This window comes from Streptomyces sp. NPDC085596 (genome assembly GCF_044541565.1).
GTDB lineage: Bacteria > Actinomycetota > Actinomycetes > Streptomycetales > Streptomycetaceae > Streptomyces.
Window position 1 is genome coordinate 50,765 of sequence record NZ_JBITTC010000004.1, and the last position, 23,286, is coordinate 74,050.

Below are 23,286 nucleotides of genomic sequence, written 5' to 3' on the forward strand. Positions count from 1 at the left end.
TCACCGCGCCGGGGTGTCCGCACTACCCTGGCCGTCATGATTCGCGCTGCGGTCTTCGATGTCGGTGAGTGTCTGGTGGACGAGACGACGGAGTTCGGGGCCTGGGCCGACTGGCTGGGCGTGCCCCGGCACACCTTCTCGGCGGTGTTCGGCGCGGTGGTCGCCCAGGGGCGTGATCACCGCGAGGTCTTCGAGGAGTTCCGGCCCGGCTTCGACCTGGCGGAGGAGCGGGAGAAGCGGGCCGCCGCCGGGATGCCGGAGGGGTTCGGGGAGGCCGACGTGTACGCGGACGTCCGCGACACCCTGGCCACGCTCCGGGCGGACGGCCTCTGGCTCGGCATCGCGGGCAACCAGGACGCACACGCCGCCCGCCTCCTGCGCGAACTCTTCGCCACTGACGTCGACCTGATCGGCACCTCGGCCGACTGGGGCGTCTCCAAGCCCGACCCCGCCTTCTTCGCCCGCCTGACCTCCCTGATCCCGGCCGAACCGGACGAGATGCTCTATGTGGGCGACCGCCTGGACAACGACCTCCGCCCGGCTCGCCGGGCCGGTATGCACACGGCCATGATCCACCGGGGTCCGTGGGCAAGGTCGGCCTGGAACACCAAGGACGCCGAACGCCTCCCCCTGTTCCGCATCGAGAGCCTGCTGGAACTGTCGGGGCTGATCCGGGAGTTCAACAGCGGCAGACACTGACACCCGGCGCCCGGGGAACCGCGGCCGGCCCGCCGGCGTGATCATGGGAATGACGCGGAAACAGGAGGCGGGCCGGGCAATCGCTCAGCTGGTGGTCGTCTGGGTGGCCGGGTGCGCCCTGACAGCCGTGCAGACGCAGGCGGTGCTCGTCGCGCTCTTCGCCGACTGGGCCGCCCCGTTCGCGGCGGTCGCCGTCGGCGTGGTGCTGCTCGCGATCGCCGCGACGGCCGGGCTTGCGTTCAGCATGCGCACGACGGTGCCGCTCATGCGCCGCAAGCGCGGGCTGTGGGCATGGACCGCGGGCGTCTACGTCCTCGGTACGGCCGGCGCGTTCGGCGCCGCCGTGGTGACCTTCGAGATCGACCACTCGGAGAGCGCGCTTCAGTTCTACGCGGCCGGAGGCGCCTGCTACGCGATCGCGGCCGCGCTCTTCCTCCCGGGCGCCCGCGTGAAGCTGGGCGCTCTCGGGGCAGCGGCCGCCCTGGCCGCCGTCGGCGCGTACGCCGTGTGGGCGGCCGCACAGGCCCCCACGCTCGGGGAGTGGATCACCGCCAACGGCGTGGACCGGGCGATGCTAAGGGTCGGCGACCCGCCGCCGGGCTATGCGCTGCGCGTTCTCGGGGCGAGCGAGGACGGATTCGGCGTCGATTACGAACGACCCGCCTCCCCGCTCCTGCACCTCGGCGTGGAACGCGAGGGACACGACACCCGACGCGTGGACGCGCGCGGCTGTCCGGTGCCCTTCGGCGAACCGATCCGCTGCACGGACGACGGTGCGGGACGCCAGTTGGTGACCTATGAGGGCGGCTATGAGCACCAGGAGTTGCGCCTGCGTCGCGACGGTCTCGTCTGCACCGTGAGCATGGACGGCACACACGCCGACCTGCCCGCGGCGCGGCGGCTTCTGTCGACGCTCAGGCCGGCGACCGATACCGAACTCGCCGGCCTGGTGAAGCTGCCGATGCGGCGATGAGCGTCCGCCGGCCCGGTCAGCCCGCCGACTCCGCCGCGTGCGGGCTCAGTACGCCCGCGGTGACCAGGGCGATGATGACGATGCCCAGGGCCACTCGGTAGTAGACGAACGGCATGAAGCTCTTGTTGGAGATCCACTTCATGAACCACGCGATTACCGCGTATCCGGAGAAGAAGGCGATCACCGTGGCGAAAAGGGTGGGACCCCAGGCCACCTCGCTGTTCTCGCCCAGGGAGTGCTTCACCTCGAAGACGCCGGAGGCGAGGACGGCGGGGATGGCGAGGAGGAAGGAGTAACGGGCCGCGTCCTCGCGCTTGTAGCCCATGAACAGGCCGCCGCTGATGGTGGCGCCGGAGCGGGAGACGCCGGGGATGAGGGCACACGCCTGGCAGAGGCCGAAGATCAGGCCGTCCCGGACGCCGAGGTCCTTCAGGGACTTGCGCTGCTTGGCGCTGCGGTGCCGGCCGCCGGACTCGTCGCGGGCTGCCAGCCGGTCGGCGACGCCTATCACCACACCGACCACGATCAGCATGGTCGCCGTGATCCTGAGGTCGCGGAACGGCCCCTCGATCTGGTCCTTCAGTGTCACGCCCAGCACGCCGATCGGGATCGAGCCGACGATCACCAGCCAGCCCATCTGCGCGTCATGGTCGCGCCGCATGGACTTGTCGAACAGCGAGCGGAACCAGGACGAGATGATCCGCCCGATGTCCTTGCGGAAGTAGATGAGGACCGCCGCCTCCGTACCGATCTGCGTGATCGCGGTGAAGGCCGCGCCGGGGTCCTGCCAGCCGGAGAAGGCCGCGGTCAGCCGCAGATGCGCGCTGGAGGAGACGGGCAGGAACTCGGTGAGCCCCTGGACGAGTCCGAGAACGAGGGATTCAAACCAAGACATGGAGGAGAGGCGTCCAAGCGCTGGGGAGCGTAGGGGGATCATGCGACGCAGGGCAGCGTAGCGGGCGCCGTTGGCAAAGCCTTCACAGGGGGTTGGTCATCGAATGGTCATGAACACCGGGGGACCGGGGCCTGTACCAGGGGCGTCCGGGCGGTGTCGTCAACGCGCGCGCAGGTGATGGCGCTTGCGCCAGGCCAGCACCGTACCCGCCAGCGCGGGCAGCCCGATCGCGGCCAGCGCGATGAGGAACGCGGGCGAGGTCGGCGTGGAGGCGCGCGCGCCGGCGACCGCGTACGCGGCCGTGTTCGGGATCGAGCCGATCGCCGTGGCGACCAGGAAGGGCAGCGTGCGCATCCGGGAGACGGCCGCACAGTAGTTGGCCGCCCAGAACGGCACGCCCGGAAACAGCCGGGCCGCCAGCATCGACCGGAACCCGTGCCGGCTGAGCTGCCCGTCGGCCGCCTTCAGCCAGCGCCCGCGCAGCAGCGGACGCAGCGCGTCCTGCCCCAGCGCCCGCCCGAGCCCGAACGCCAGCCCGGCGCCCAGCACCGTGCCCGCCAGCGCCGAGGTCAGCCCCAGCGTGGAGCCGAACAGCGCGCCCGCCGCCAGGTTGAGCAGCGGGCGCGGTACGAACGCCACCGTGCACAGCCCGTACGCCAGCGCGAACACCCCCGCCGCCGCGAACCCGCCGAGCTGCGGCGGCCAGCCGTCGGTGAGCAGGCGCTGCGGGTCGAAGACCAGAACGGCCGTGGCCGCGCCCGCGAGCAGGGTGAGCAGCAGCGCGAGACGCGCGTACGGCGACGGCCACACACGCACGGTAGGACCGGCAGGGGTGACCGGGGTGACGGGGGTGAGGGGCACGGCTGGGGTCGGCCTCAGGGCGACGGCCGGGGGAACGGCCGTGGCGGTGCCCCCAGAGCGGGTGGTGGCATCGGGCATTCGGCGACAGTAGCCGACGCGGGGGTGTGATCGGCGTATGGTCCGCGGCCGTTGACCGGTGGACGGGCGCGGAAAACCGTTCGACGTGGGACGACGTGTCCGCCATGATCTGCGTCATGTTCCGGTACGCCTTCCTCGCAGCATCCGCAGTCGCGGACGCGCCGAAGGCTGCCGTCCTCGTCCTCGTGGCAGCCGTCGACGGCGCCCGAAGCTGACCCTCTCCGGAAAGTCCGGCGGACCCCGCGAGGGGAGGGTCGGCGAGTCCCAGGGGTCCCGTGCTCTCCACGCACCACCAAGACCACGAGGAACAGCCATGCCCAAGACGGCATACGTGCGCACCAAGCCGCACCTGAACATCGGCACCATGGGCCACGTCGACCACGGCAAGACCACCCTGACCGCCGCCATCACCAAGGTGCTCGCCGAGCGCGGCACCGGCACGTTCGTGCCGTTCGACCGCATCGACCGCGCCCCGGAGGAGGCCGCGCGCGGCATCACCATCAACATCGCGCACGTCGAGTACGAGACCGACACCCGGCACTACGCCCACGTCGACATGCCCGGCCACGCCGACTACGTCAAGAACATGATCACCGGCGCCGCCCAGCTCGACGGGGCGATCCTGGTCGTCTCCGCGCTCGACGGGATCATGCCGCAGACCGCCGAACACGTCCTGCTCGCCCGGCAGGTGGGTGTCGACCACATATTGGTCGCGCTGAACAAGGCGGACGCGGGTGACGAGGAGCTGGCCGACCTGGTCGAGCTGGAGGTGCGCGAACTGCTCACCTCCCAGGGGTATCCGGGGGAGGCCGTGCCCGTCGTACGGGTCTCCGGGCTGAAGGCGCTCGCGGGCGACCCGCGCTGGACGGCGTCCGTGGAGGCGCTGCTCGACGCGGTCGACACCTATGTGCCGATGCCCGAGCGGTATCTCGACGCGCCGTTCCTGCTGCCGGTGGAGAACGTCCTCACCATCACCGGTCGCGGCACCGTCGTCACCGGCGCCGTCGAGCGGGGCACGCTGCGCTTGGGCGACCGGGTGGAGGTGCTCGGCGCGGGGGGCGAGAGCGCGGCGAGCGTGGTCACCGGACTGGAGACCTTCGGCAAGCCGATGCCGGAGGCGCAGGCCGGGGACAACGTGGCGATCCTGCTGCGCGGGGTGCCGCGCGACGCGGTCCGGCGCGGGCATGTCGTCGCGGCGCCGGGGAGTGTGGCGCCGAGCCGCCGGTTCTCCGCGCGGGTGTACGTGCTCTCCGGGTCCGAGGGCGGCCGCACCAAGCCGCTGTCCACCGGGTACCGGCCGCAGTTCTACATCCGCACGGCGGACGTGGCCGGCGACATCGACCTGGGCGAGGTGGCGGTCGCCCGGCCCGGGGAGACGATGGAGATGACCGTGGAGCTGGACCGGGAGGTGCCGCTGGAGCCGGGGCTCGGGTTCGCCGTCCGTGAGGGCGGGCGGACCGTGGGCGCGGGTACGGTCACCTCGGTCGGCTGAGCGGTAGGGGGGCGCGGGGCTCGTCTCCGCGCACCCCGTCGGACCGGCGACAATGGCCGGGTGAGCGAACCCATACCCGTGAGCCGGACCGTCGACCACGGCACCGCCAAGCTGATGCCCGACGTCGACCGGGACCGGGCCTGGCTGCTCACCGTCGACGGGGCCCCGCAGTCCTACGTCGACCTGGACGAGCCGGAGCATCTGGAGTTCGAGTACGCCCGGCGGCTCGGCTACGCCCTCGACGCGGCCGCCGAGCCCGGCCGGGCGCTGGACGTGCTGCACCTGGGCGGGGGAGCGCTCACCCTGCCCCGGTACGTCGCCGCGACCCGGCCCGGTTCCCGGCAGGACGTGGTGGAGGCCGACAAGGGCCTCCTCGACCTGGTCACCGAGCACCTGCCGCTGCCGCCCGGCTCGGGCATCACCACCCACGCCGCCGACGCGCGAGCCTGGCTGGAGGCGGCCCCGGACGACAGCGCCGACGTACTGATCGCGGACGTCTTCGGCGGCTCCCGCGTCCCGGCGCACCTCACCTCGCTGGACTACGCCCGCGAGGCGGCACGGGTGCTCCGCCCGGACGGCGTCTACCTGGCCAACCTCGCCGACGGGGCGCCCTTCACCTTCCTCCGTTCCCAACTGGCCAACCTGGCGGCCCTGTTCGGGGAAGTGGCCCTGATCGCGGAGCCAGGAGTCCTGCGCGGCCGCCGCTTCGGCAACGCGGTATTGCTGGCCTCCCACGCTCCCCTGAACACGGCCCCGCTGACCCGCCGCACAGCCGCCGACGCCTTCCCGGCCCGCGTCGAACACGGCCCGGTTCTAGCCAAGTTCATCGGCTCGGCCCGCCCCCTCTCCGACTCCGACGCTGTCCCTTCCCCCGCGCCCCCGGACGGGGCTTTCGGCATCGGCTGAGGCGGCGCTCTTCGTATCCCCGCGCCGCAACCCGCGAATGTCCGGGATCAGCAGGACCAGCGCCGTGGCGACGACGATCAGCGCTGAGCTGCCCCACAGGGCCGGGGTGCGGCCGAAGGCCGACTGGGCCGGGCCCGCCAGGGCTGTGGCCAGGGGGATCAGGGCCACCGAGCCGAACCAGTCGTACGCCGAGACGCGCGAGAGTTTGTCCTCGGGGATCTCCTGGTGCAGGGCGGTCATCCAGGAGACGCCGAAGATCTCCACCGTCGCACCGGCCACGAACATGACCCCGTACAGGACCCCTACGGGTACCGGTACGGCCAGGGCGGCCGAGGGGAGGGCCAGGGGGAAGACGGCGAGGGTGCCGGCGAGCAGCAGCCGGCGGGGCCGGTAGCGGGTCATCAGCAGGGCGCCCGCCGCCGTGCCCGCGCCGAAGGCGCCCAGGGCCAGGCCCCAGGGGCCCGCGCCGCCCAGGCTGTCGCGGGCGACCAGGGGGCCGTAGACCGCGTTGGCCGCGCCGACCACCGCGTTGACCACGGAGAACTGGACGACGATGCCCCACAGCCAGGGCCGCCCGATGAACTCCCGCCAGCCTTCGCGGAGATCGGCCAGCATGCCGGTACCCGGTTCCCGGGGCGGGATGTGGCTGACGTCGAGGAACGCGCGGAGCGCGCCGGCGAGGGCGAAGCAGGCCGCGTCCACCGCGAGCACCCAGCCGGGGCCGATCGCCGCGACCAGGGCGCCGCCGAGCGCCGCCCCGCCGAGCGCCGCGCCCTGGGTGGCCATGCGGAACAGGGCGAAGGCCCGGCCCGCGTGTTCCCCCTGGACCGAGGAGAGCAGCATGCCCTCGGCCGCCGGGCTGAAGAACGCCTGCCCGGTGCCGCCGAGCGCGGTGAGCAGCATCATCTGCCACAGCTGGGGTTCACCCGTGAGGACCAGTACGGCGAACGCGCCCTGGGAGGCGAAGCTGAGGGCGTTGGCCGCGACCATCACCCGGTGCCGGGGCAGCCGGTCGGCGACCGCGCCGCCGATCAGCAGGAACACCACCAGCGGCAGGGTGCGGGCCGCGGCCACCAGGCCCACGTCGCCGCCGTCGCCGCCTGCCTCAAGCACCGCGAACGCGGCCGCTATCAGCGAGCCGTTGGCACCGAGGCTCGTGACGACGGCCGCGGTGGTCAGCAGCGAGTAGTTGCGGCCCGCCCAGGAGGGGCGGGGGGAGGAGTCCGGGATCACCGGCCGACTATGGCCGGGTGACCCCGTGACTGCCAACCCGATTACCGGCCGCTCGTCAGCTCTCCGTGGGGTCGCCGTGCAGCCGCACCGAGGAGAGGATCTTCATGATGGTCGCCGTGTCGACCTCCCCCTTCACGCCCTTGGCGCCGTAGAAGTCGAACGACACGATGTCCTGGGCGGAGTTGCGGAAGGCGAACGAGAGGGCCTTGCCGTCGCTCGCGCACTTGCCCTTCTGCGGGCTGCCCGACGAACGCGCCCACGTGTAGGCGCCCTTGACACCCGAGGAGGTGGTGTAGGATCTGGCCTTCTTGTCGAAGGTGAGGCTCTTCTTGTCCGGCTGGGTGTAGCCGCCGTAGACGTACCACGGCACCCGCATGACCGCGGCCTGCTCGGGGCTCTTCGCGCCGCTCTCGCCACGCGTGCCGGCCACCGCCAGCGACGTGTCCTCCGTGCGGCCGTCCTTGTCGCTGTCGTCCGTGCACCACTTGGACTTGTAGACGGCGGGCGCGGACACCGAGGTGATCAGCTTGTCGTCGTCCGCGTGGTCCTCCATGAAGTAGGAGGTGTCCGTGGACTCGAGCTGCCACTCCTGCGGTACGTCGAAGGCGGTGCCGAACTTCGGGTTGACGACGACCTTCCAGCCCGCGATGACCGGCTTCTCCCCGTCCCCGCCGCGCGGGTTGTCGTCCGGCGCGGACGAAGTGACCGACGGTTCGGGCGTGGGTGACTGGCTGGTCTTCTTCCCGCCCTTGGCCTCGTCGGTGCCGCCGTCCTTGGAGCCGAGGACCAGATACCCCGTCACCCCGGCGGTGACGACGACCGCGAGGGCCGACACGATGGCGACGACCTTGACCCGGTTGTTCCCGCCGCCCGGCTTGTGCGGCGGCTGCGTCGGCGGACCCCACTGGGGCTGCTGCCCGTAGGGGTTCGGCTGCGGGTACTGCTGGTAGCCGGGCTGCTGATATGGATTCGGCTGCTGGTAACCCGGCTGCTGATACGGGTTGTCCTGCGGGTTCTGCGCGCCCCCTGGCGGCTGCTCTCCTGGCCACATGGCCAGAACCCTAATGCGCCACCGGACACGTTTCGGTCACCGTCCCTCGTCAGGGGCGTACCGAAACGGGGGAAACAGAGGGAAGGGCGGGGCTGGTCAGGCTCGCTACCCGTCGGTAACATCACGGTCATGACAGTTGAGAGCGCCTCCATGGGCGACATGCTGGCCGCCGCGGTGCCGATGGTGCGGACCTTGAACCTGGAGTTCATCGAGGTCACTCCGGAGCGCGCGGTGCTCCGGCTGCCGGACCAGTCCGAGTACCACAACCACCTGGGCGGACCGCACGCCGGCGCGATGTTCACGCTGGCCGAGTCCGCGAGCGGGGCCATCGTGCTGACCGCCTTCGGTGACCAGCTCTCGCGGGCGGTGCCGCTCGCGGTGCGCGCCGAGATCGACTACAAGAAGCTCGCCCTCGGCCCGGTGACCGCCACCGCCACGCTGGGCCGCCCGGCCGCCGAGGTCGTCGCGGAACTGGACGCGGGCAGCCGTCCCGAGTTTCCGGTCGCCATCACCATCCAGCGCGAGGACGGCGCCGTCTCCGGCGAGATGACCGTGGTCTGGACCCTGCGGCCGAACGGCTGAGGCCCCAGGGGGACTCTCAGGGGCGCGTCGGCCACTGGCCCGCGCCCCTGGCCGCCGGTCGGGCTCGTCGGCGGGGTGCGCCGACCGGGTAGCCTTCCTGCGGGGTGCCCGCGCGTGGCGCCCCCGCAGGGTGCGACAGCTACTGGGAGGAACCGGCGGTGCACGTCCAGGAATGGCTCGACTCGGTGCCCGCGGTCGCCGTCTATGCCGTGGTGAGCCTGGTGATCGGGCTGGAGAGCCTCGGCATCCCGCTGCCCGGCGAGATCGTCCTCGTCTCGGCCGCGCTCATGTCCTCCCAGCACACCGGCGTCGACCCGTTCGTCCTCGGCGCCTGTGCCACGGCCGGCGCGGTGATCGGCGACTCCATCGGCTACGCGATCGGCCGCAAGGGCGGGCGCCCGCTGCTGAACTGGCTGGGGCGGAAATTCCCGCGCCACTTCAGCGAGGCGCACGTCGCCACCGCCGAGCGCTCCTTCGAGAAGTGGGGCATGTGGGCGGTCTTCTTCGGCCGCTTCATCGCCCTGCTCCGCATCTTCGCCGGTCCCCTCGCGGGCGTGCTCCGCATGCCCTACTGGAAGTTCCTGATCGCCAACGTCCTCGGCGGCATCGTCTGGGCGGGCGGCACCACCGCCGTCGTCTACTACGTCGGCATGGTCGCGGAGGACTGGCTCAAGCGGTTCTCCTGGCTGGGCCTGGTGGCCGCCGTCGTCATCGGCCTCACCTCCTTCCTGCTCATGAAGCGCCGCTCCAGGCGGAACGAGTCCGCGGAGCGGGCCCCCGAGGCCGAGCCGGTCGGCGCCGACCAGCCGTAGGGCCCTACTCGCGTCCCTCCTGCTCGTGCACCGCCCGGTGCGTCTTCGCCAGGTCCGCGTACAGGGTGCCGTTCAGCGTGACGCCCTGCCGCTCCTCCTCCGACAGCTCCCGGCGGACCTTGGCCGGGACACCCGCCACCAGGGAGCCGGGCGGTACGACCATCCCCTGCGGGACCAGGGCCTGGGCGGCCACCAGAGAACCCGCGCCGATCACCGCGCCGTTCAGGACCGTCGCGCCCATGCCGATCAGGCAGTCGTCCTCGACGGTGGCGCCGTGCACGACGGCGTTGTGGCCGACGGAGACGCGTTCGCCGATCGTGACCGGGAAGCCGGGGTCGGCGTGCAGCGTGACGTTGTCCTGGACGTTGGCGTCCGTGCCGACGGTGATCCGCTCGACGTCGCCGCGGACCACCGCGCCGTACCAGACGCTCGCCCCCGCCCGCAGCGTCACATCGCCGATCACCGAGGCGTTCGGGGCGACGAACGCCTCCGGGTCGATCGCCGGTTCCCTGCCGCCGATGCCCACGATCAGGGCCTTGTGTGTCATCCGTGTCCACCGTCTCTCTGCCGGGCGAAATCGAGCGGGACCGCGCCGGGCGGCCTCCCCGCGCACGGTAGGGCATCCAAGGGCCCGCGGGATGGGGTGAAGATCACAGCCGCCCGGCCCCTCCCGGTGAGCGACCGCTGAGTAACGTGGGCGGGTGCCGAAGCGCAAGAACACGTTCTCCTCCTGGCGGCAGGGGCTCGCCCAGCGTGCCGTCCATGCCGTGTGGGGCTGGGCGCAGCGCAGGGGCGCGGTGACCGCTGGGCATCCCGGCCGGTTCCGGTTCGGCGCGATCGGCGAGGGCACCAGGCTCGCCTTCCCGCTCGGCACGGTCTTCGGCGAGCCCTGGATCAGGCTCGGCGACTACTGCATCATCGGCGAGCAGGTCACCCTCACCGCGGGCCTCATGCCCGACCTCGACCTCGGCCCCGAGCCGATCCTGCGCATCGGCGACGGCGTCGTCCTCGGCCGGGGCAGCCATGTCATCGCCGACACCACGGTCACCATCGGCCGCGACTGCTACTTCGGCCCGTACGTCTACGTCACCTCCACCAACCACTCCTACGACGACCCGCACGAGCCCATCGGCCGCCAGTGGCCCCGGATGGAACCCGTGGAGATCGGCCCCGGCTGCTGGATCGGCACCGGCGCGGTGATCCTGCCCGGCGCCCGGATCGGCCGGAACGTGGTGGTCGCGGCCGGCGCGGTGGTACGCGGCACGGTCCCCGACCACGCCGTGGTCGCCGGGGCGCCCGCCCGCGTCGTACGGCGCTGGACGCCCGAGGAGGGCTGGCAGCCGCCGCTGCGCACGCCCGCCCCGGTGCCGCCCCCGACCGGGGTCACCTCCGCGCAGCTGGGCGCGCTGGCCGCCCTGGACGAGGAGCAGGTCGAGCAACTGGCGAAGCTGGACGCGGAGGGCTGAGCGCGCGTGCTGCGTACCGGACCGCGCAGTACAGTGCGGTGCACGGTCGGGTGCGGCACACCGTGGTCCCGTGCACTCGATCCGGTCATTCCTTTTCCGTGACCTCAGGGGCCCCTGAGACCTCTGGGACCCGTGTGGCCCCTGTGACCCCCCGATGGACGTGATGTGGCGGACCTCGACCTGCTGACCCAGTCCCTGGCGCGCAACGTCCGTCGCTGGCGCACCGAGCGCGGCTTCACGCTGGACACACTGGCAGCCCGCGCCGGGGTGAGCCGGGGCATGCTCATCCAGATCGAGCAGGCCCGCACCAACCCCAGCATCGGCACCGTCGTCAAGATCGGCGACGCGCTCGGCATCAGCGTCACCACCCTGCTCGACTACGAACAGGGCCCCAGGGTGCGTGTCGTCCCCGCCGACCAGGCGGTCCGCCTCTGGCACACCGAGGGCGGCAGCTACAGCCGGCTGCTGGCCGGCACCGAGGCGCCCGGCCCGCTGGAGCTGTGGGACTGGAAGCTGATGCCGGGCGAGCACAGCAGCGCCGACCCGCACCCCTCCGGCACGGTCGAACTGGTCCACGTCACCTCCGGCGAACTCACCCTCGAAGTCGACGGGGTACGCCACGCGGTCCCGGCCGGGGCGAGCGCCACCTTCGAGGCCGACACCCCGCACACCTACGGCAACGAGGGTGACGTACCTACGCGGATGGTGATGGCGGTCTCCGTGCCACCCGTGCGCTGAAGGCCCCGCGCGGACTGTTACGGTGCCGACATGCGCGCGCCCATCGGAGACTTCGACAACGCCATCCCCGCCCCCGAGTGCCTGGCCGAGCTGACCGCACCGGTCGCCGACGCGGTACGGAACTGGCAGGGTGCCGTTCCCGCCGAGCAGATCCTGTACGTCGACACCGACCCGGACCTCGCGGACACGGCCGTCTTCGTCGAGCACTACGGCGCGGACCTGCCCGAGCGCAGCGCCAACTGCGTGGTGGTCGCGGGCAAGCGCGGCGGTGAGACCACCCTCGCCGCCTGCCTGGTGCTCTCCCGGACCAAGGTCGACGTCAACGGCACGGTGCGCCGTCAACTCGGCGCCCGCAAGGCTTCGTTCGCCCCGATGGACCTGGCGACCGGTGAGACCGGCATGGAGTACGGCGGCATCACCCCGCTCGGACTCCCCGCCGCCTGGCCGGTGTTGATCGACTCGGCCGTGGTGGACCTCCCCTACGTCCTCGTCGGCAGCGGCCGCAGGCGCGGCAAACTCCTGCTGCCGGGCAAGGCGTTCGCGGAGATCCCCGGCGCGACCGTGATCGAGGGACTGGGCGTGGCGCTCTGACTCACGGCGTGGCCCTCTAACCCAGCCGGGGGATCTCGATCGCCGGGCAGGCGTCCATCACCATCGCAAGGCCCGCCGCCCGCGTCCGCTCGTACGCCGCCTCGTCCACCACGCCGAGCTGGAACCAGACCGCGCGGGCGCCCTTGGCCACCGCCTCGTCGGCGACCGCGCCCGCCAGCTCGCTGTTGACGAACACATCGACCACGTCCACGTCGAAGGGGATGTCGGCGAGGCGGGCGTACCCCGGCTCGCCGGCCACCGGCTCCGCCTTCGGATGCACCGGCACCACCCGCTTGCCGTACCGCCGCAGCACCTCCGCGACCCCGTAGGCCGCCCTGGACCGGTTGTTGGACAGGCCGACCACCGCCCAGGTGTCGCCCGGTCCGGTCAGGATGCTGCGGATCGTCGCCTCGTCGCCGTACACGGCGGCCTCCTCCAAGCGCGGGGAACTGTGCCACCGGGACAACAGCGGTTGCCGCGCGCCGATTCCCCCGCTTGCCCCGCCACGCTGACCGGAATCGGTACAAGGTGCTGCGTCCGGGCGTCCGCGCGCCTACGCTCGCTGCGTGCTGCGCATCCTCGACGCCCGGACCGGTGAGCCCGTCCCCGCCACCCCCGCCCGCCGCGGGCTGACCCGTGTGGAGGTCCACGCGGGCGGCCTCGACCTGACGGCGCTGCGTGTCCTGCTCACCGCCGACCTCCTCGTCCGCGCCCTGGAACTCGGCGGCACCCCCGTCTGGACCATGCTCACCGCACCCCGCGAACAGGCCGAACTCGGCACCGCGGCGGTCGCGTTGAGCATCCGCCCCTTCGAGGACAGCCGGGACGTGGCCTCCGGCCTGGGGGAGGCCCAGGTGGTGCATGTGCGGGCCGCGACGCAGGAGCCCCCCGAGGCCGGAGTGATGGTCGCCGTGGCCCCGGCCGGGTGGGACGGGCCCGAGGAGGACGTACAGCGGCTCCTGGAAGACCCCGGCGCCCTGCGCCTGGCGCTGCTCTCCGTCCCGCGCGGCGAGGCCGTCCGGCTGGACACGGGGGCGCTGGACGGGGCCGCACGGACCGCGGCCGACTGGCGGACCGGGGTCGCCCGGTGGGGCAACCGGCCCTCGCGCCCGGTGCCGGACGACGTCCGGGCCCGGCTACGGGCCGCCTGGGAGGACGACCTCGACCTGCCAGGTGTACTGGCGGTGCTGCGGGACGTGGCGGAGACGCCCGACCTGCCGGACGGCGCCCGCTTCGAGACCTTCCTCTACGCCGACCGGCTGCTCGCCCTCGACCTCGCCGGGGAGCTGGGCAACCCGGTCTGAGGGATCAGCCGACGTGCACCCACGGCCGCCGCTCCGGGTCCGGCTCGGCGCGCCGCAGCACCTCGCGGGTGACCGGCGCCGCCTCGCCGTTGCCGAAGACCAGGAACTGGAGCAGATGGCCGACCGGGTTGCCCTCGGTCCAGTTGAAGTAGACATGCGGCACCTGGCCGGTGCGGTCGCGCAGCGCCAGCAGTACGGCGGCGATGGTGTTGGGCACCGTCGGCCCGTCCGCGCGCAGCCGCCGCACCCCGTGCTTCTCGTCGCCGTGGACCGTGATCTCGCCGGTGAAGTCGGAGGAGTCCTGGACGAACACCTCCAGGAACACCACGGAGGCGCCCTTGGGTAGCCGGGTGTGCTGGCGCTGCTCCCGCTCCTTGGCCCGGTACTCCCGCTTGCTGTGCTCCTCGGGCTCGTTGGCGATCAGCTGGAGCGGGCCGTGCTCGGCCGCCTCGTCGATGATGTGCAGCGCGGCCTCGTCGAACACCACGTCGGTGGCGCGGAGTTCGAAGGCGCGGTGCACCCGCGAGCCGATCGAGGTCAGCAGGATCAGCACGATGAAGATGGACGCGATCTTGATGCCGTCGGGCCGTTCGATGACATTGGCGACCAGGGTGTAGGCGAAGACCGCGGTGATCGTGCCGAAGCCGATCGTGGCCGCCCGGTGCCGGCGCCGGTGCACGGCGACCGTGGAGGCGAAGGCCGCCGACAGCATCAGCACCAGCACGCCGGTCGCGTACGCCCCGCTCTGCGCGTCCACGCTGGCGTGGAACCACAGGGTGATCAGCACCGCCGCCACCAGGAACACCAGCACCAGGGGCCGTACCGCCCGCGCCCACTCCGGGGCCATGCCGTAGCGGGGCAGATAGCGCGGGACCAGGTTGAGCAGCCCGGCCATGGCGGAGGCGCCCGCGAACCACAGGATGGTGATGGTCGACAGGTCGTACACCGTGCCGAAGATCTCGCCCAGGTACTCGTGGGCCAGATAGGCGAGGGCGCGTCCGTTGGCCGGGCCGCCGGTCTTGAAGTCCTTCTCGGGGATCAGGATCGTCGTCGCCAGGCTGGACAGCAGCAGGAGGCAGCTCATGATCAGCGCGGCGGTGGTGAGCAGCTTGCGGGCACCCCGGATACGGCCCGCCGGATTCTCGTACGTGTCCTGCGCGCCGCCCTTGATCTGGGGCATCACCGCCACACCGGTCTCGAAGCCGGACATGCCGAGCGCGAGCTTGGGGAAGACCAGCAGGGCCACGCCGACCATGGCGAGCGGGGAGGAGTGCTCCGTCGTCAGCAGGGTCGTCCAGTCCTCGATCCGCACCGGGTGGGTGAGGACCTCGTAGGCGCAGACCGCGAGCACCACCACATTGAGCGTGAGATAGGTGGCGACCAGGACCACGGCGATCCCGATGGCCTCCTGGAAGCCCTTCAGGAAGACCGCGCCGAGCAGTCCGAGCAGGACCAGGGTGATCCAGACGTTGCCGCCCTCGGTCCAGTGCGGGGCGAACGGGTTCTCCAGCACGTGCGCGGCCGCGTCAGCCGAGGACAGCGTCATGGTGATCATGAAGTCGGTGGCGGCGAACCCCAGCAGCACCAGCACCAGGATCTTCCCCGACCACCAGGACAGCAGCCGCTCCAGCATGGCGATCGAGCCCTCGCCGTGCGGACTCTCGTGCGCGACCCTGCGGTACACCGGGAGCGCGCCGAACAGGGTCAGCGCGATCAGCACCAGGGTCGCCAGCGGGGAGAGGGTGCCGGCCGCGAGGGCGGCGATGCCGGGCTGGTAGCCGAGCGTGGAGAAGTAGTCGACGCCGGTCAGGCACATCACCCGCCACCAGCGGTGTTCCTTCTGGTCGGGGTGCGGGGTGCGGTGCGGTCCCGGATGGCGGGCGGTCCGCTCGCTCAGGCCCTCCAGCAGCCAGCCTCGGCAGCGGGCCCGCACGGAGTCCGAGGCGGGTCCGCCGGGGTCCGCGGGCTGCACGGGGACGCTGGTCATACGGTGCTGCCTCCTCACCCGCGGCCCACCGCGCGGGCCGCCTGATCGCTGAGCGCGTCTGCCCCGCATCCTCCCCCGCACACCGGCGGCGGCAGCGCGCGGCACTCCGCACAGGCATCTCAGGGTGCCGAGAAGTCAGGCGGGTCCGCGAGCCTTGATCACCGCTGAGCCTGCTGATTGGCTGGTCGGCATGACTGATCTCGGACCCGTTGCGTGGCCGCCCGCACCGATCCGGACCGAGAGGCTCGTGCTGCGTGAGCCCGAGGCCCGGGACCGTGCGACGTTCATCGAGCTGCTGGCGTCACCGGATGTGCACACCTACCTCGGTGGGCCCCGCCCGCGTGACGAGCTCGAGCGCGAGTTGCCCGAGGTGCCCGAGCGGTGGCCCGGGAGCTTCGTCGTCGATCTCGGCGGGGCGATGATCGGCCAGATCCTGCTCCGGAGAGCGCCCGCGCATCATCGCCCGGCCGCTGCGGGGAAGACCGATCTCGGCTACCTGTTCCTGCCACGGGCGTGGGGATTCGGGTATGCCGCGGAATCGTGCGCCGCGGCACTCGAGTGGGTCGGAAGCGTCCTTCCCGGTGAGCCGGTGGTGCTCGCCACCCAGACCGCCAACGCCGGCTCGATGCGCCTCGCGGCGAAGCTGGGGTTCACCGAGGTCGAGCGGTTCCGGGCCTGGGACGCCGATCAGTGGCTCGGCCTGCGGGCGCCTGTCGCCCCCTGACGATGTTCGTTCCCTTCGGTCGGCAGTGCGGACAAGGGGGCGGGACCGGTAGCCGAGGTGGCGCCACTGGCGAGATCGGGCAGGACGGTGGCCAGCCCGGCCAGCGCCAGGACGGCCCCGAGCCAGAGCGGAGCGCGCAGCCCCCAGGAGTCGATCACCACGGCGCCGATGGAGGAGCTGAGGATGATGCCGAGGGTGATGAAGGAGGAGTGCACGGTGTTGACCAGGGGGCCTGCGTTGCCGGTGCGCTGTACGCGGGTCACCATGGCCGGGTTCATGGTGACGCCGACCAGGCCGATGCCCATCATGCAGATGACGGCCGCGGCGGGTACGTCGGCGAGGAGGGCGAAGCCGGTCAGGAACAGCGTGTTGAGGACGAGGCCGACGGCGAGGACCGGGACGGTGTGCCCGTCGGCGAACCGGCCGACGACGTTGTTGCCCATGACGGTGGCGGCGCCGTAGGCGACGAGAAGCAGGGGGACGGTGCCGGTGGAGAAGCCGGTGACATCGGTGAGGATCGGGTTGAGGTAGCTGAAGGCGGAGAAGGTGGCGCCGATGATCAGTGTGCTGCTGGACAGCACCAGCCACATCCTGGGCTTCCTGAAGACGCCGACCTCCTGGCGTAAACCGCCGCCGCTCTCCGCGCGCTCGATGCGGGGCACGCCGAACAGGGTGGTCCCGGCCGCGACGACGGTGATCAGCGTGATGGCCCAGAACGCGGCGCGCCACCCGAAACGCTCGCCGACCAGCGTTGAGAAGGGCAGACCGAGCAGGGTGCCGAGCATGAGGCCGTTCAGCACGACGGCGATCGCGCGGCCCCGGATCTCGGGGCGGGTGAGCTGGGCGCACAGCGAGATGCCCACGCCGAAGAACGCCTGGGAGGCGATGCCGGTGGTGATCCGCGCGGCCATCATCGTGCCGTAGCCGGTCGCGGTGGCGGCCAGTACGTTGCCGACGAGGAAGATGACGAACAGCACCATCAGTGCCGTACGTGGGGGGAACCTCATCAGGGCCACGGTCAGGAACGGGCCGCCGACGGCCATGGCCGCCGCGAAGGCGGTGATGAGGTAGCCGATCTGAGGGACGGTCGCGTCCAGTCCTTCGGCCATCTGCGGCATCAGCCCGACGACCACGAACTCACTGGTCACCATGGCGAAGATGCCGAGTGCCAGGACGTATACGGCACGAGGCACGGGTGGGGTCTCCTTCGCGGTCAGTTATGTATTGAACGGTCCAAAACTTGGGCAGGCGTGGACGCGGCCCCCGGCGGCGTACGCCGTCAGCCGGTGAGTGCGTCCATGGCGATCTCGGCGATCGACTCCAGTGCGGCCCGGTCGGCACCGCCCTGACTGGCGACGCGCATGCCGCCGATCGCCGCGTTGACGAAGCGGGCGAGCGCTCCGGCGTCGCGGGGGGAGGTGATGCCGCCCTCCCGCTGTCCCTCCTCGAGCACCGCGCGCAGTGCCGTCAGTCGGTGCTGTGTGTCGCGGTCCAGAATTTCCGCGGCTCGCGGGTCCCGGGCGGCCAGCTCGACCGTGGTGTTCACGGTCAGGCAGCCGAGGCCGCGCCCGCCCATCCGGTGTCCCGTCTCCGTCTCGCCGTCGACGACCATGGCGAACAGGGTGCGCAGCCGGTCGGCGACGCTGTGTCGGGTGTCCTCCAGGACGGCCAGCTGGGCGGTCGTCATGGAGTCGACATAGCGGACGAGTGCGCGCTCGAAGAGGTCGTGCTTGCTCTGGAACGTGTTGTAGATGCTGCTGCGTCCCAGTCCTGTGGCGTCGCACAAGTCCTGTGTGGAGGTGGCCTCGTAGCCCTTCTCCCAGAACGTCCGCATCGCCGCGTCCAGGGCGCCTTCCTCGTCGAACGTCCTCGGTCGGGCCATGGCGCGACCTTAATTGTTTTGGACTGTCCGTTGCAATACTTCTTTCGATGCCTGCTCCTCGTTGCAGGTCGCTCGTTCGGCCCTTGCGGGGACCGGATCGAGCCGTCTGCGCCCTGGAATAGGCTGGCGGGATGCAGGACGAGTACCGCACAGTGGCCCGCGCGGGTGTGCACGAGACCGAGATCAACCGCTCCCGCTTCCTGTGCGCGCTCGCCCCGGCCGCCACCGAGCGGGAGGCCCAGGAGTTCATCGCCGGCATCCGCAAGGAGCACGCCGACGCCACGCACAACTGCTGGGCGTACGTCATCGGCGCCGACGCCTCCACCCAGAAGGCCAGCGACGACGGTGAGCCCGGCGGCACCGCCGGGGTGCCGATGCTCCAGATGCTGCTGCGCCGCGACATGCGGTACGTCGTCGCCGTCGTCACCCGGTACTACGGCGGCGTGAAGCTCGGCGCGGGCGGGCTGATCCGCGCCTACGGCGGCTCGGTCGGCGAGGCGCTGGACGCCGTCGGCACCCGCACCCGGCGCCGCTACCGGCTGGCCACGGTGACCGTCGACCACCAGCGCGCGGGCAAGGTGCAGAACGACCTGCGCGCCACCGGCCGAGAGGTGCGCGACGTTCGCTACGGCGAGGCGGTCGACATCGACATCGCCCTGCCGGACGCCGACGTCGCCACCTTCCGTGGCTGGCTCGCCGACGCCACGGCCGGCTCGGCGGGCTTCGAGCTGGGCGGGGAGGCGTACGGCGACGTCTGATAACCGGGGACGCTCACCGATTTGACGCTAATCGGGCATAACGCTCAAATCCGAAGTGACCGGGGCGCGTTGTCCGACCCTCCCGTTAGTCTCGGGGTCCATGAGACTCCTGCACACCTCCGACTGGCACCTCGGCCGGGCCTTCCACCGGGTGAACATGCTCGGTGCCCAGGCCGGGTTCATCGGCCACCTCGTCGCCACCGTGCGCGAGCGGGCCGTGGACGCCGTCGTGGTGTCGGGAGACGTGTACGACCGCGCGGTGCCCCCACTGGCCGCGGTCGAGCTGTTCGACGACGCCCTGCACCGGCTCGCCGAGCTGGGCGTGCCCACCGTGATGATCTCCGGCAACCACGACTCGGCCCGCCGCCTCGGCGTCGGCGCCGGACTCATCGACCGGGCGGGCATCCACCTGCGCACCGACCCGGCCGCCGTCGGCACCCCGGTCGTCCTCACCGACGCCCATGGCGACGTCGCCTTCTACGGGCTGCCCTACCTCGAACCCGCCCTGGTCAAGGACGAGTTCGCGGTGCCGAAGGCCGGACACGAGGCCGTGCTCGCCGCCGCCATGGACCGTGTCCGCGCCGACCTCGCCGGCCGCGCCCCCGGCACCCGCTCCGTCGTCCTCGCCCACGCCTTCGTCACCGGCGGCGAGGCCAGCGACAGCGAACGGGACATCACCGTCGGCGGAGTGGCCGCCGTACCCGCCGGGATCTTCGACGGCGTCGACTACGTCGCCCTCGGCCATCTGCACGGCTGCCAGAAACTCGGTGAGCGCGTCCGCTACTCCGGCTCCCCGCTCGCCTACTCCTTCTCCGAGGCCGACCACCGCAAGAGCATGTGGCTCGTCGACCTGGACGCCGAGGGCTCCGTCACCGCCGAACGCCTCGACTGCCCGGTCCCGCGTCCGCTGGCCCGCATCCGGGGCACCCTGGAGGAGCTGCTCGCCGACCCCGATCTGAGCCGCCACGAGGACGCCTGGGTCGAGGCCACCCTCACCGACGCGGTCCGCCCCGCCGACCCCATGGCGCGGATCGCCGCCCGCTTCCCGCACACCCTCAGCCTCGTCTTCGCCCCCGACCGCGCCCCGGACGACCCCGCCGTGTCCTACGCCCGGCGCCTCGCGGGGCGCAGCGACCAGCAGATCGCGGAGGACTTCGTCGCCCATGTGCGCGGCGCCGCCCCCGACGAGCGGGAGACCGGCGTGCTGCGCGACGCCTTCGACGCCGTGCGCGCCGACGACGCGGTACGGGAGGTCGCCCGATGAGGCTGCACCGGCTCGACATCACCGCCTTCGGACCCTTCGGCGGCGCTCAGAGCGTCGACTTCGACGCCCTCTCCACCGCCGGACTCTTCCTGCTGCACGGCCCGACCGGCGCCGGGAAGACCTCCGTACTCGACGCCGTCTGCTACGCCCTCTACGGCTCCGTCCCCGGCGCCCGGCAGGGCGGCCAGGGCACCCACCTGCGCAGCGACCACGCCGAACCGGGCACCCGCACCGAGGTCCGGCTCGAACTCACCGTCGCCGGACGCCGGCTGGAGATCACCCGGCAGCCGCCGTGGGAGCGCCCCAAGAAGCGCGGCACCGGCACCACCCTCGACAAGGCCCAGACCTGGCTGCGCGAGTACGACGCCGTGCGCGGCACCTGGAAGGACCTCAGCCGTTCGCACAACGAGATCGGCGAGGAGGTCACCCAGCTCCTCGGCATGAGCCGCGAACAGTTCTGCCAGGTCGTCCTGCTGCCCCAGGGCGACTTCGCCCGCTTCCTGCGCGCCGACGCCGAGGCACGCGGCAAGCTGCTCGGCCGCCTCTTCGACACCCAGCGCTTCGCCGACGTGGAGAAGCGGCTCGCGGAGCGCAGGCGCGCCACCGAGGCACGGGTGCGCGAGGGCGACACCGCCCTGCTCGCCGACGCCCACCGCATGCAGCAGGCGGCCGGTGACGCCATGGAGCTGCCCGGCCTCGCGCCCGGCGATCCGGGGCTCGCCGTCGCCGTCCTCGCGGCAGCGGCCGTCGCCCGCAGCACCGCCCGTGAACGCCTCACCGTGGCCCACTGCGGACACGCCGCCGCCGAGTCGGCCCACGACCGCGCCCAGGAGGAGCTGGCCGGCACCCGCGAAATCGCGCGGCTCCAGCACCGGTTCGCCGAGGCCCAGGGGCGCGCCGCGCGCCTCGCGGAGCGGGCCGGGGAGTACGAGGAGACGCGGGCCCGCATGGAGCGCGGCCGCAAGGCCGAGACCGTGGCACCCGCGCTGGAGCTGCGCGAGGACGCCGAGCGGGCGCACCGGCGGGCCGTCCGGGCCGAGGAGGACGCCCGGCGGGCCCTGCCCGACGATCACGCGGACTTCGGCGCCCCCGGTCTCGCGGCCGCCGCCCGGCGCGCTGCGGAGGAACTCGGCGGCCTCGCCTCCGCCCGCCGCGCCGAGCACCGGCTCACCGGACTGCTGGCCGAGCGCGACGTACTCGACCGGGAGGAGCGCGAGGACGAGCACGCCTTGCGCGAGGCGGATGCCTGGCTCGACGGCTGGGAGCCCGCCCGCGCGGCCCTCCAGACCCGGATCGAGTCCGCCCAGGAGGCCGCCTCCCGCGCGGAGTCCCTCGCCGTCCGGCGCGACCCCGCCCGGCGGCGGCTCGACGCGGCCCGCCGCCGCGACCAACTGACCTCGGACCTCGCGGCCGCCGAACGCCGGGCCCTCGACTCCGGGCAGCGCGCCCAGGACCTGCGCGGACGCTGGCTCGACCTCAAGGAACAGCGCCTGACCGGCATCGCCGCCGAGCTGGCCGCCCACCTCACCGACGGCGCCCCCTGCGCCGTCTGCGGGTCCACCGAGCACCCGGCTCCGGCCCGCAAGGACGCCGGACACGTGGACCGCGAGGCCGAGCAGCACGCCTTCGACGCCCACCAGGAAGCCCAGCGGGAGCACAGCGCGTACGAGCGCCGCACGACCGAGCTGCAAGCCGCCCTGGATGCCGTCACCGCCGAGGTCGGCGACACTCCCGCCGACCGGATCACCGCCGAAGTCGCCGACCTGGAGCGGGAGTTCGAGCAGGCCCGCCGGGATGCCTCCGCCCTGCACGCGGCGCGCGAGGAGCTGCGCCGGGCCGAGGCCGAGCGGGAGCGGCGGCTCCAGGCCCGTCAGCGGTCCGCCGTACGAGCCGCCGCCCGGCTCACCCGGCGCGACACCCTCGACCGCGAACAGGTCACCCTCGAAGCCGAGTTGACCCGAGCGCGCGGAGCCGCCGAGAGCGTCGCCGCCCGCGCCGCCCAGCTGGAGCGGCTGGCGGCCGTGCTCACCGAGGCCGCCGACGCCGCCCGCACGGCCGGGGAAGCGGCCGTACGTCTGAAGGACGCCGACGCCCGCCTTGCCGACGCCGCCTACCGCGCGGGCTTCGACACCCCGGGCGCGGCGGCCGGTGCCCTGCTGGACCCCGCCACCCACCGCGCACTCCAACACCGGTTGGACGAACGGCAGTCGGAGGAAGCCGCCGTACGCGCCGCGCTCGCCGAACCCGAGACGGTGGCGGCTTCCCGGCAGACCCCCGCCGACCTCGCCGCCGCCGGGGAGCGCGCCGCCGAGGCCGGGCGACGGCTGCGGGAAGCCGCCTCCGCCCGCGACGAGGCCGCCCGCCGCACGACCGAGCTGGACCGGCTCTCCGCCCGCGCCGAGGACGGCGCCCGGCGCCTCGCCCCGCTGCGCGAGGAGTACGACCGGGTGGCCCGGCTCGCCGCCCTCGCGGCGGGCACCAGCACGGACAACGAGCGCAGGATGCGCCTGGAGTCGTACGTCCTCGCCGCCCGCCTGGAACAGGTCGCCGCCGCCGCGACGGCACGCCTGCGGCTGATGTCCGCCGGGCGCTACACCCTCGTCCACTCCGACGACCGCAGCGGACGCGGCCGCAGCGGGCTCGGGCTGCATGTCGTGGACGCCTGGACCGGCCGGGAGCGGGACACCGCCACCCTGTCCGGGGGCGAGACCTTCTTCGCCTCGCTCGCCCTGGCCCTCGGCCTCGCCGATGTCGTCACCGACGAGGCGGGCGGGGTCCGGCTCGACACCCTCTTCATCGACGAGGGCTTCGGCAGCCTCGACGACCAGACGCTCGACGAGGTCCTCGACGTGCTGGACTCGCTGCGTGAACGGGACCGCAGCGTCGGCATCGTCAGCCACGTCGGCGACCTGCGCCGCCGCATCCACGCCCAGCTGGAGGTCGTCAAGGACCGGACCGGGTCGTCACTGCGCCGACGCGGTACCTGAGCG

The 23,286-nt window shown here is 72.6% G+C and carries 23 protein-coding genes; 14 read left to right on the forward strand and 9 right to left on the reverse strand.

From position 1 onward, the window contains the following. Positions 1-36: 36 nt before the first annotated feature. A complete protein-coding gene (locus ACIGA3_RS13340) occupies positions 37-699 on the forward strand; it encodes an HAD family hydrolase (protein ID WP_399714150.1) in 663 nt (220 codons plus the stop codon). Between the two features lie 49 nt (positions 700-748). Continuing rightward, positions 749-1,672 (forward strand): hypothetical protein, encoded by a 924-nt coding sequence (locus tag ACIGA3_RS13345; RefSeq protein ID WP_399714153.1) that lies wholly within the window; start codon positions 749-751, stop codon positions 1,670-1,672. A gap of 16 nt (positions 1,673-1,688) precedes the next feature. On the opposite strand, the gene ACIGA3_RS13350 is transcribed toward ACIGA3_RS13345, so the two are convergent. Beyond that, on the reverse strand, positions 1,689-2,567 hold the full coding sequence (locus ACIGA3_RS13350) for an undecaprenyl-diphosphate phosphatase (RefSeq protein ID WP_399714156.1): 879 nt from the start codon (positions 2,565-2,567) through the stop codon (positions 1,689-1,691). Between the two features lie 159 nt (positions 2,568-2,726). Then, positions 2,727-3,506, reverse strand: coding sequence for a TVP38/TMEM64 family protein (locus ACIGA3_RS13355; RefSeq protein WP_399714158.1), 780 nt, complete (start codon positions 3,504-3,506; stop codon positions 2,727-2,729). A gap of 313 nt (positions 3,507-3,819) precedes the next feature. Here ACIGA3_RS13355 and tuf point away from each other — a divergent pair, with 313 nt between their 5' ends. After that, positions 3,820-4,998, forward strand: a complete 1,179-nt coding sequence (gene tuf / locus ACIGA3_RS13360; RefSeq protein WP_399714160.1) for an elongation factor Tu — start codon at positions 3,820-3,822, stop codon at positions 4,996-4,998. 60 nt (positions 4,999-5,058) lie between these two features. After that, the gene (locus ACIGA3_RS13365) at positions 5,059-5,904 is read left to right on the forward strand and encodes a spermidine synthase (RefSeq protein ID WP_399714162.1); all 846 of its coding nucleotides are present in this window, start codon (positions 5,059-5,061) and stop codon (positions 5,902-5,904) included. Here the strand turns inward: ACIGA3_RS13365 and ACIGA3_RS13370 are convergent. Then, the gene (locus ACIGA3_RS13370; protein WP_399714164.1) at positions 5,812-7,137 is read right to left on the reverse strand and encodes an MFS transporter; all 1,326 of its coding nucleotides are present in this window, start codon (positions 7,135-7,137) and stop codon (positions 5,812-5,814) included. The genes ACIGA3_RS13365 and ACIGA3_RS13370 overlap by 93 nt on opposite strands. Positions 7,138-7,192: 55 nt before the next feature. Further along, entirely contained in the window at positions 7,193-8,188 is a 996-nt protein-coding gene (locus ACIGA3_RS13375; RefSeq protein ID WP_399714167.1) for a hypothetical protein, read from the reverse strand. Between the two features lie 129 nt (positions 8,189-8,317). Here ACIGA3_RS13375 and ACIGA3_RS13380 point away from each other — a divergent pair, with 129 nt between their 5' ends. Further along, positions 8,318-8,770 carry a DUF4442 domain-containing protein gene (locus tag ACIGA3_RS13380; RefSeq protein ID WP_399714169.1) on the forward strand — a complete coding sequence of 151 codons (453 nt, stop codon included), beginning with the start codon at positions 8,318-8,320 and terminating at the stop codon, positions 8,768-8,770. 158 nt (positions 8,771-8,928) lie between these two features. Then, positions 8,929-9,582, forward strand: a complete 654-nt coding sequence (locus ACIGA3_RS13385) for a DedA family protein (protein WP_399714172.1) — start codon at positions 8,929-8,931, stop codon at positions 9,580-9,582. Positions 9,583-9,586: 4 nt separating this feature from the next. Here ACIGA3_RS13385 and ACIGA3_RS13390 read toward each other — a convergent pair whose 3' ends face one another. After that, positions 9,587-10,129 (reverse strand): gamma carbonic anhydrase family protein, encoded by a 543-nt coding sequence (locus tag ACIGA3_RS13390; protein ID WP_399714174.1) that lies wholly within the window; start codon positions 10,127-10,129, stop codon positions 9,587-9,589. A gap of 154 nt (positions 10,130-10,283) precedes the next feature. Between ACIGA3_RS13390 and ACIGA3_RS13395 the strand changes: the two genes are divergently transcribed. The 3 genes from ACIGA3_RS13395 (at position 10,284) to ACIGA3_RS13405 (ending at position 12,377) form a co-directional block, all read left to right on the forward strand. Beyond that, positions 10,284-11,048 (forward strand): acyltransferase, encoded by a 765-nt coding sequence (locus ACIGA3_RS13395; protein ID WP_399714177.1) that lies wholly within the window; start codon positions 10,284-10,286, stop codon positions 11,046-11,048. A 165-nt stretch (positions 11,049-11,213) separates the two neighbouring features. Continuing rightward, positions 11,214-11,786, forward strand: coding sequence for a helix-turn-helix domain-containing protein (locus tag ACIGA3_RS13400; protein WP_399714179.1), 573 nt, complete (start codon positions 11,214-11,216; stop codon positions 11,784-11,786). 30 nt (positions 11,787-11,816) lie between these two features. Further along, on the forward strand, positions 11,817-12,377 hold the full coding sequence (locus ACIGA3_RS13405; RefSeq protein ID WP_399714182.1) for a YbaK/EbsC family protein: 561 nt from the start codon (positions 11,817-11,819) through the stop codon (positions 12,375-12,377). A gap of 16 nt (positions 12,378-12,393) precedes the next feature. Here the strand turns inward: ACIGA3_RS13405 and ACIGA3_RS13410 are convergent, their stop codons facing one another. Continuing rightward, positions 12,394-12,801: a CoA-binding protein gene (locus ACIGA3_RS13410; protein ID WP_399714184.1), complete on the reverse strand. Its 408-nt coding sequence runs from the start codon at positions 12,799-12,801 to the stop codon at positions 12,394-12,396. A 142-nt stretch (positions 12,802-12,943) separates the two neighbouring features. Between ACIGA3_RS13410 and ACIGA3_RS13415 the strand changes: the two genes are divergently transcribed. Continuing rightward, positions 12,944-13,681, forward strand: a complete 738-nt coding sequence (locus tag ACIGA3_RS13415) for a hypothetical protein (RefSeq protein WP_399714186.1) — start codon at positions 12,944-12,946, stop codon at positions 13,679-13,681. A 4-nt stretch (positions 13,682-13,685) separates the two neighbouring features. Here the strand turns inward: ACIGA3_RS13415 and ACIGA3_RS13420 are convergent, their stop codons facing one another. Beyond that, positions 13,686-15,668: an amino acid transporter gene (locus ACIGA3_RS13420; RefSeq protein WP_399714189.1), complete on the reverse strand. Its 1,983-nt coding sequence runs from the start codon at positions 15,666-15,668 to the stop codon at positions 13,686-13,688. A 190-nt stretch (positions 15,669-15,858) separates the two neighbouring features. Between ACIGA3_RS13420 and ACIGA3_RS13425 the strand changes: the two genes are divergently transcribed. Continuing rightward, entirely contained in the window at positions 15,859-16,392 is a 534-nt protein-coding gene (locus ACIGA3_RS13425) for a GNAT family N-acetyltransferase (protein WP_399714192.1), read from the forward strand. Here the strand turns inward: ACIGA3_RS13425 and ACIGA3_RS13430 are convergent. Both ACIGA3_RS13430 and ACIGA3_RS13435 read right to left on the reverse strand, forming a co-directional pair. Continuing rightward, the gene (locus ACIGA3_RS13430) at positions 16,356-17,585 is read right to left on the reverse strand and encodes an MFS transporter (protein ID WP_399714195.1); all 1,230 of its coding nucleotides are present in this window, start codon (positions 17,583-17,585) and stop codon (positions 16,356-16,358) included. The genes ACIGA3_RS13425 and ACIGA3_RS13430 overlap by 37 nt on opposite strands. A gap of 86 nt (positions 17,586-17,671) precedes the next feature. Then, positions 17,672-18,274 (reverse strand): TetR/AcrR family transcriptional regulator, encoded by a 603-nt coding sequence (locus ACIGA3_RS13435; RefSeq protein WP_399714197.1) that lies wholly within the window; start codon positions 18,272-18,274, stop codon positions 17,672-17,674. 131 nt (positions 18,275-18,405) lie between these two features. Here ACIGA3_RS13435 and ACIGA3_RS13440 point away from each other — a divergent pair, with 131 nt between their 5' ends. The 3 genes from ACIGA3_RS13440 to ACIGA3_RS13450 all read left to right on the forward strand — a co-directional run bounded on the left by ACIGA3_RS13440 (position 18,406) and on the right by ACIGA3_RS13450 (position 23,283). Beyond that, complete coding sequence (locus ACIGA3_RS13440; protein ID WP_399714199.1) at positions 18,406-19,032, forward strand: YigZ family protein; 627 nt, start codon at positions 18,406-18,408, stop codon at positions 19,030-19,032. A 100-nt stretch (positions 19,033-19,132) separates the two neighbouring features. After that, positions 19,133-20,296, forward strand: coding sequence for an exonuclease SbcCD subunit D (locus tag ACIGA3_RS13445; RefSeq protein ID WP_399714201.1), 1,164 nt, complete (start codon positions 19,133-19,135; stop codon positions 20,294-20,296). After that, complete coding sequence (locus tag ACIGA3_RS13450; RefSeq protein ID WP_399714202.1) at positions 20,293-23,283, forward strand: AAA family ATPase; 2,991 nt, start codon at positions 20,293-20,295, stop codon at positions 23,281-23,283. The genes ACIGA3_RS13445 and ACIGA3_RS13450 overlap by 4 nt, the downstream gene beginning before the upstream one ends. Positions 23,284-23,286 lie beyond the last annotated feature (3 nt).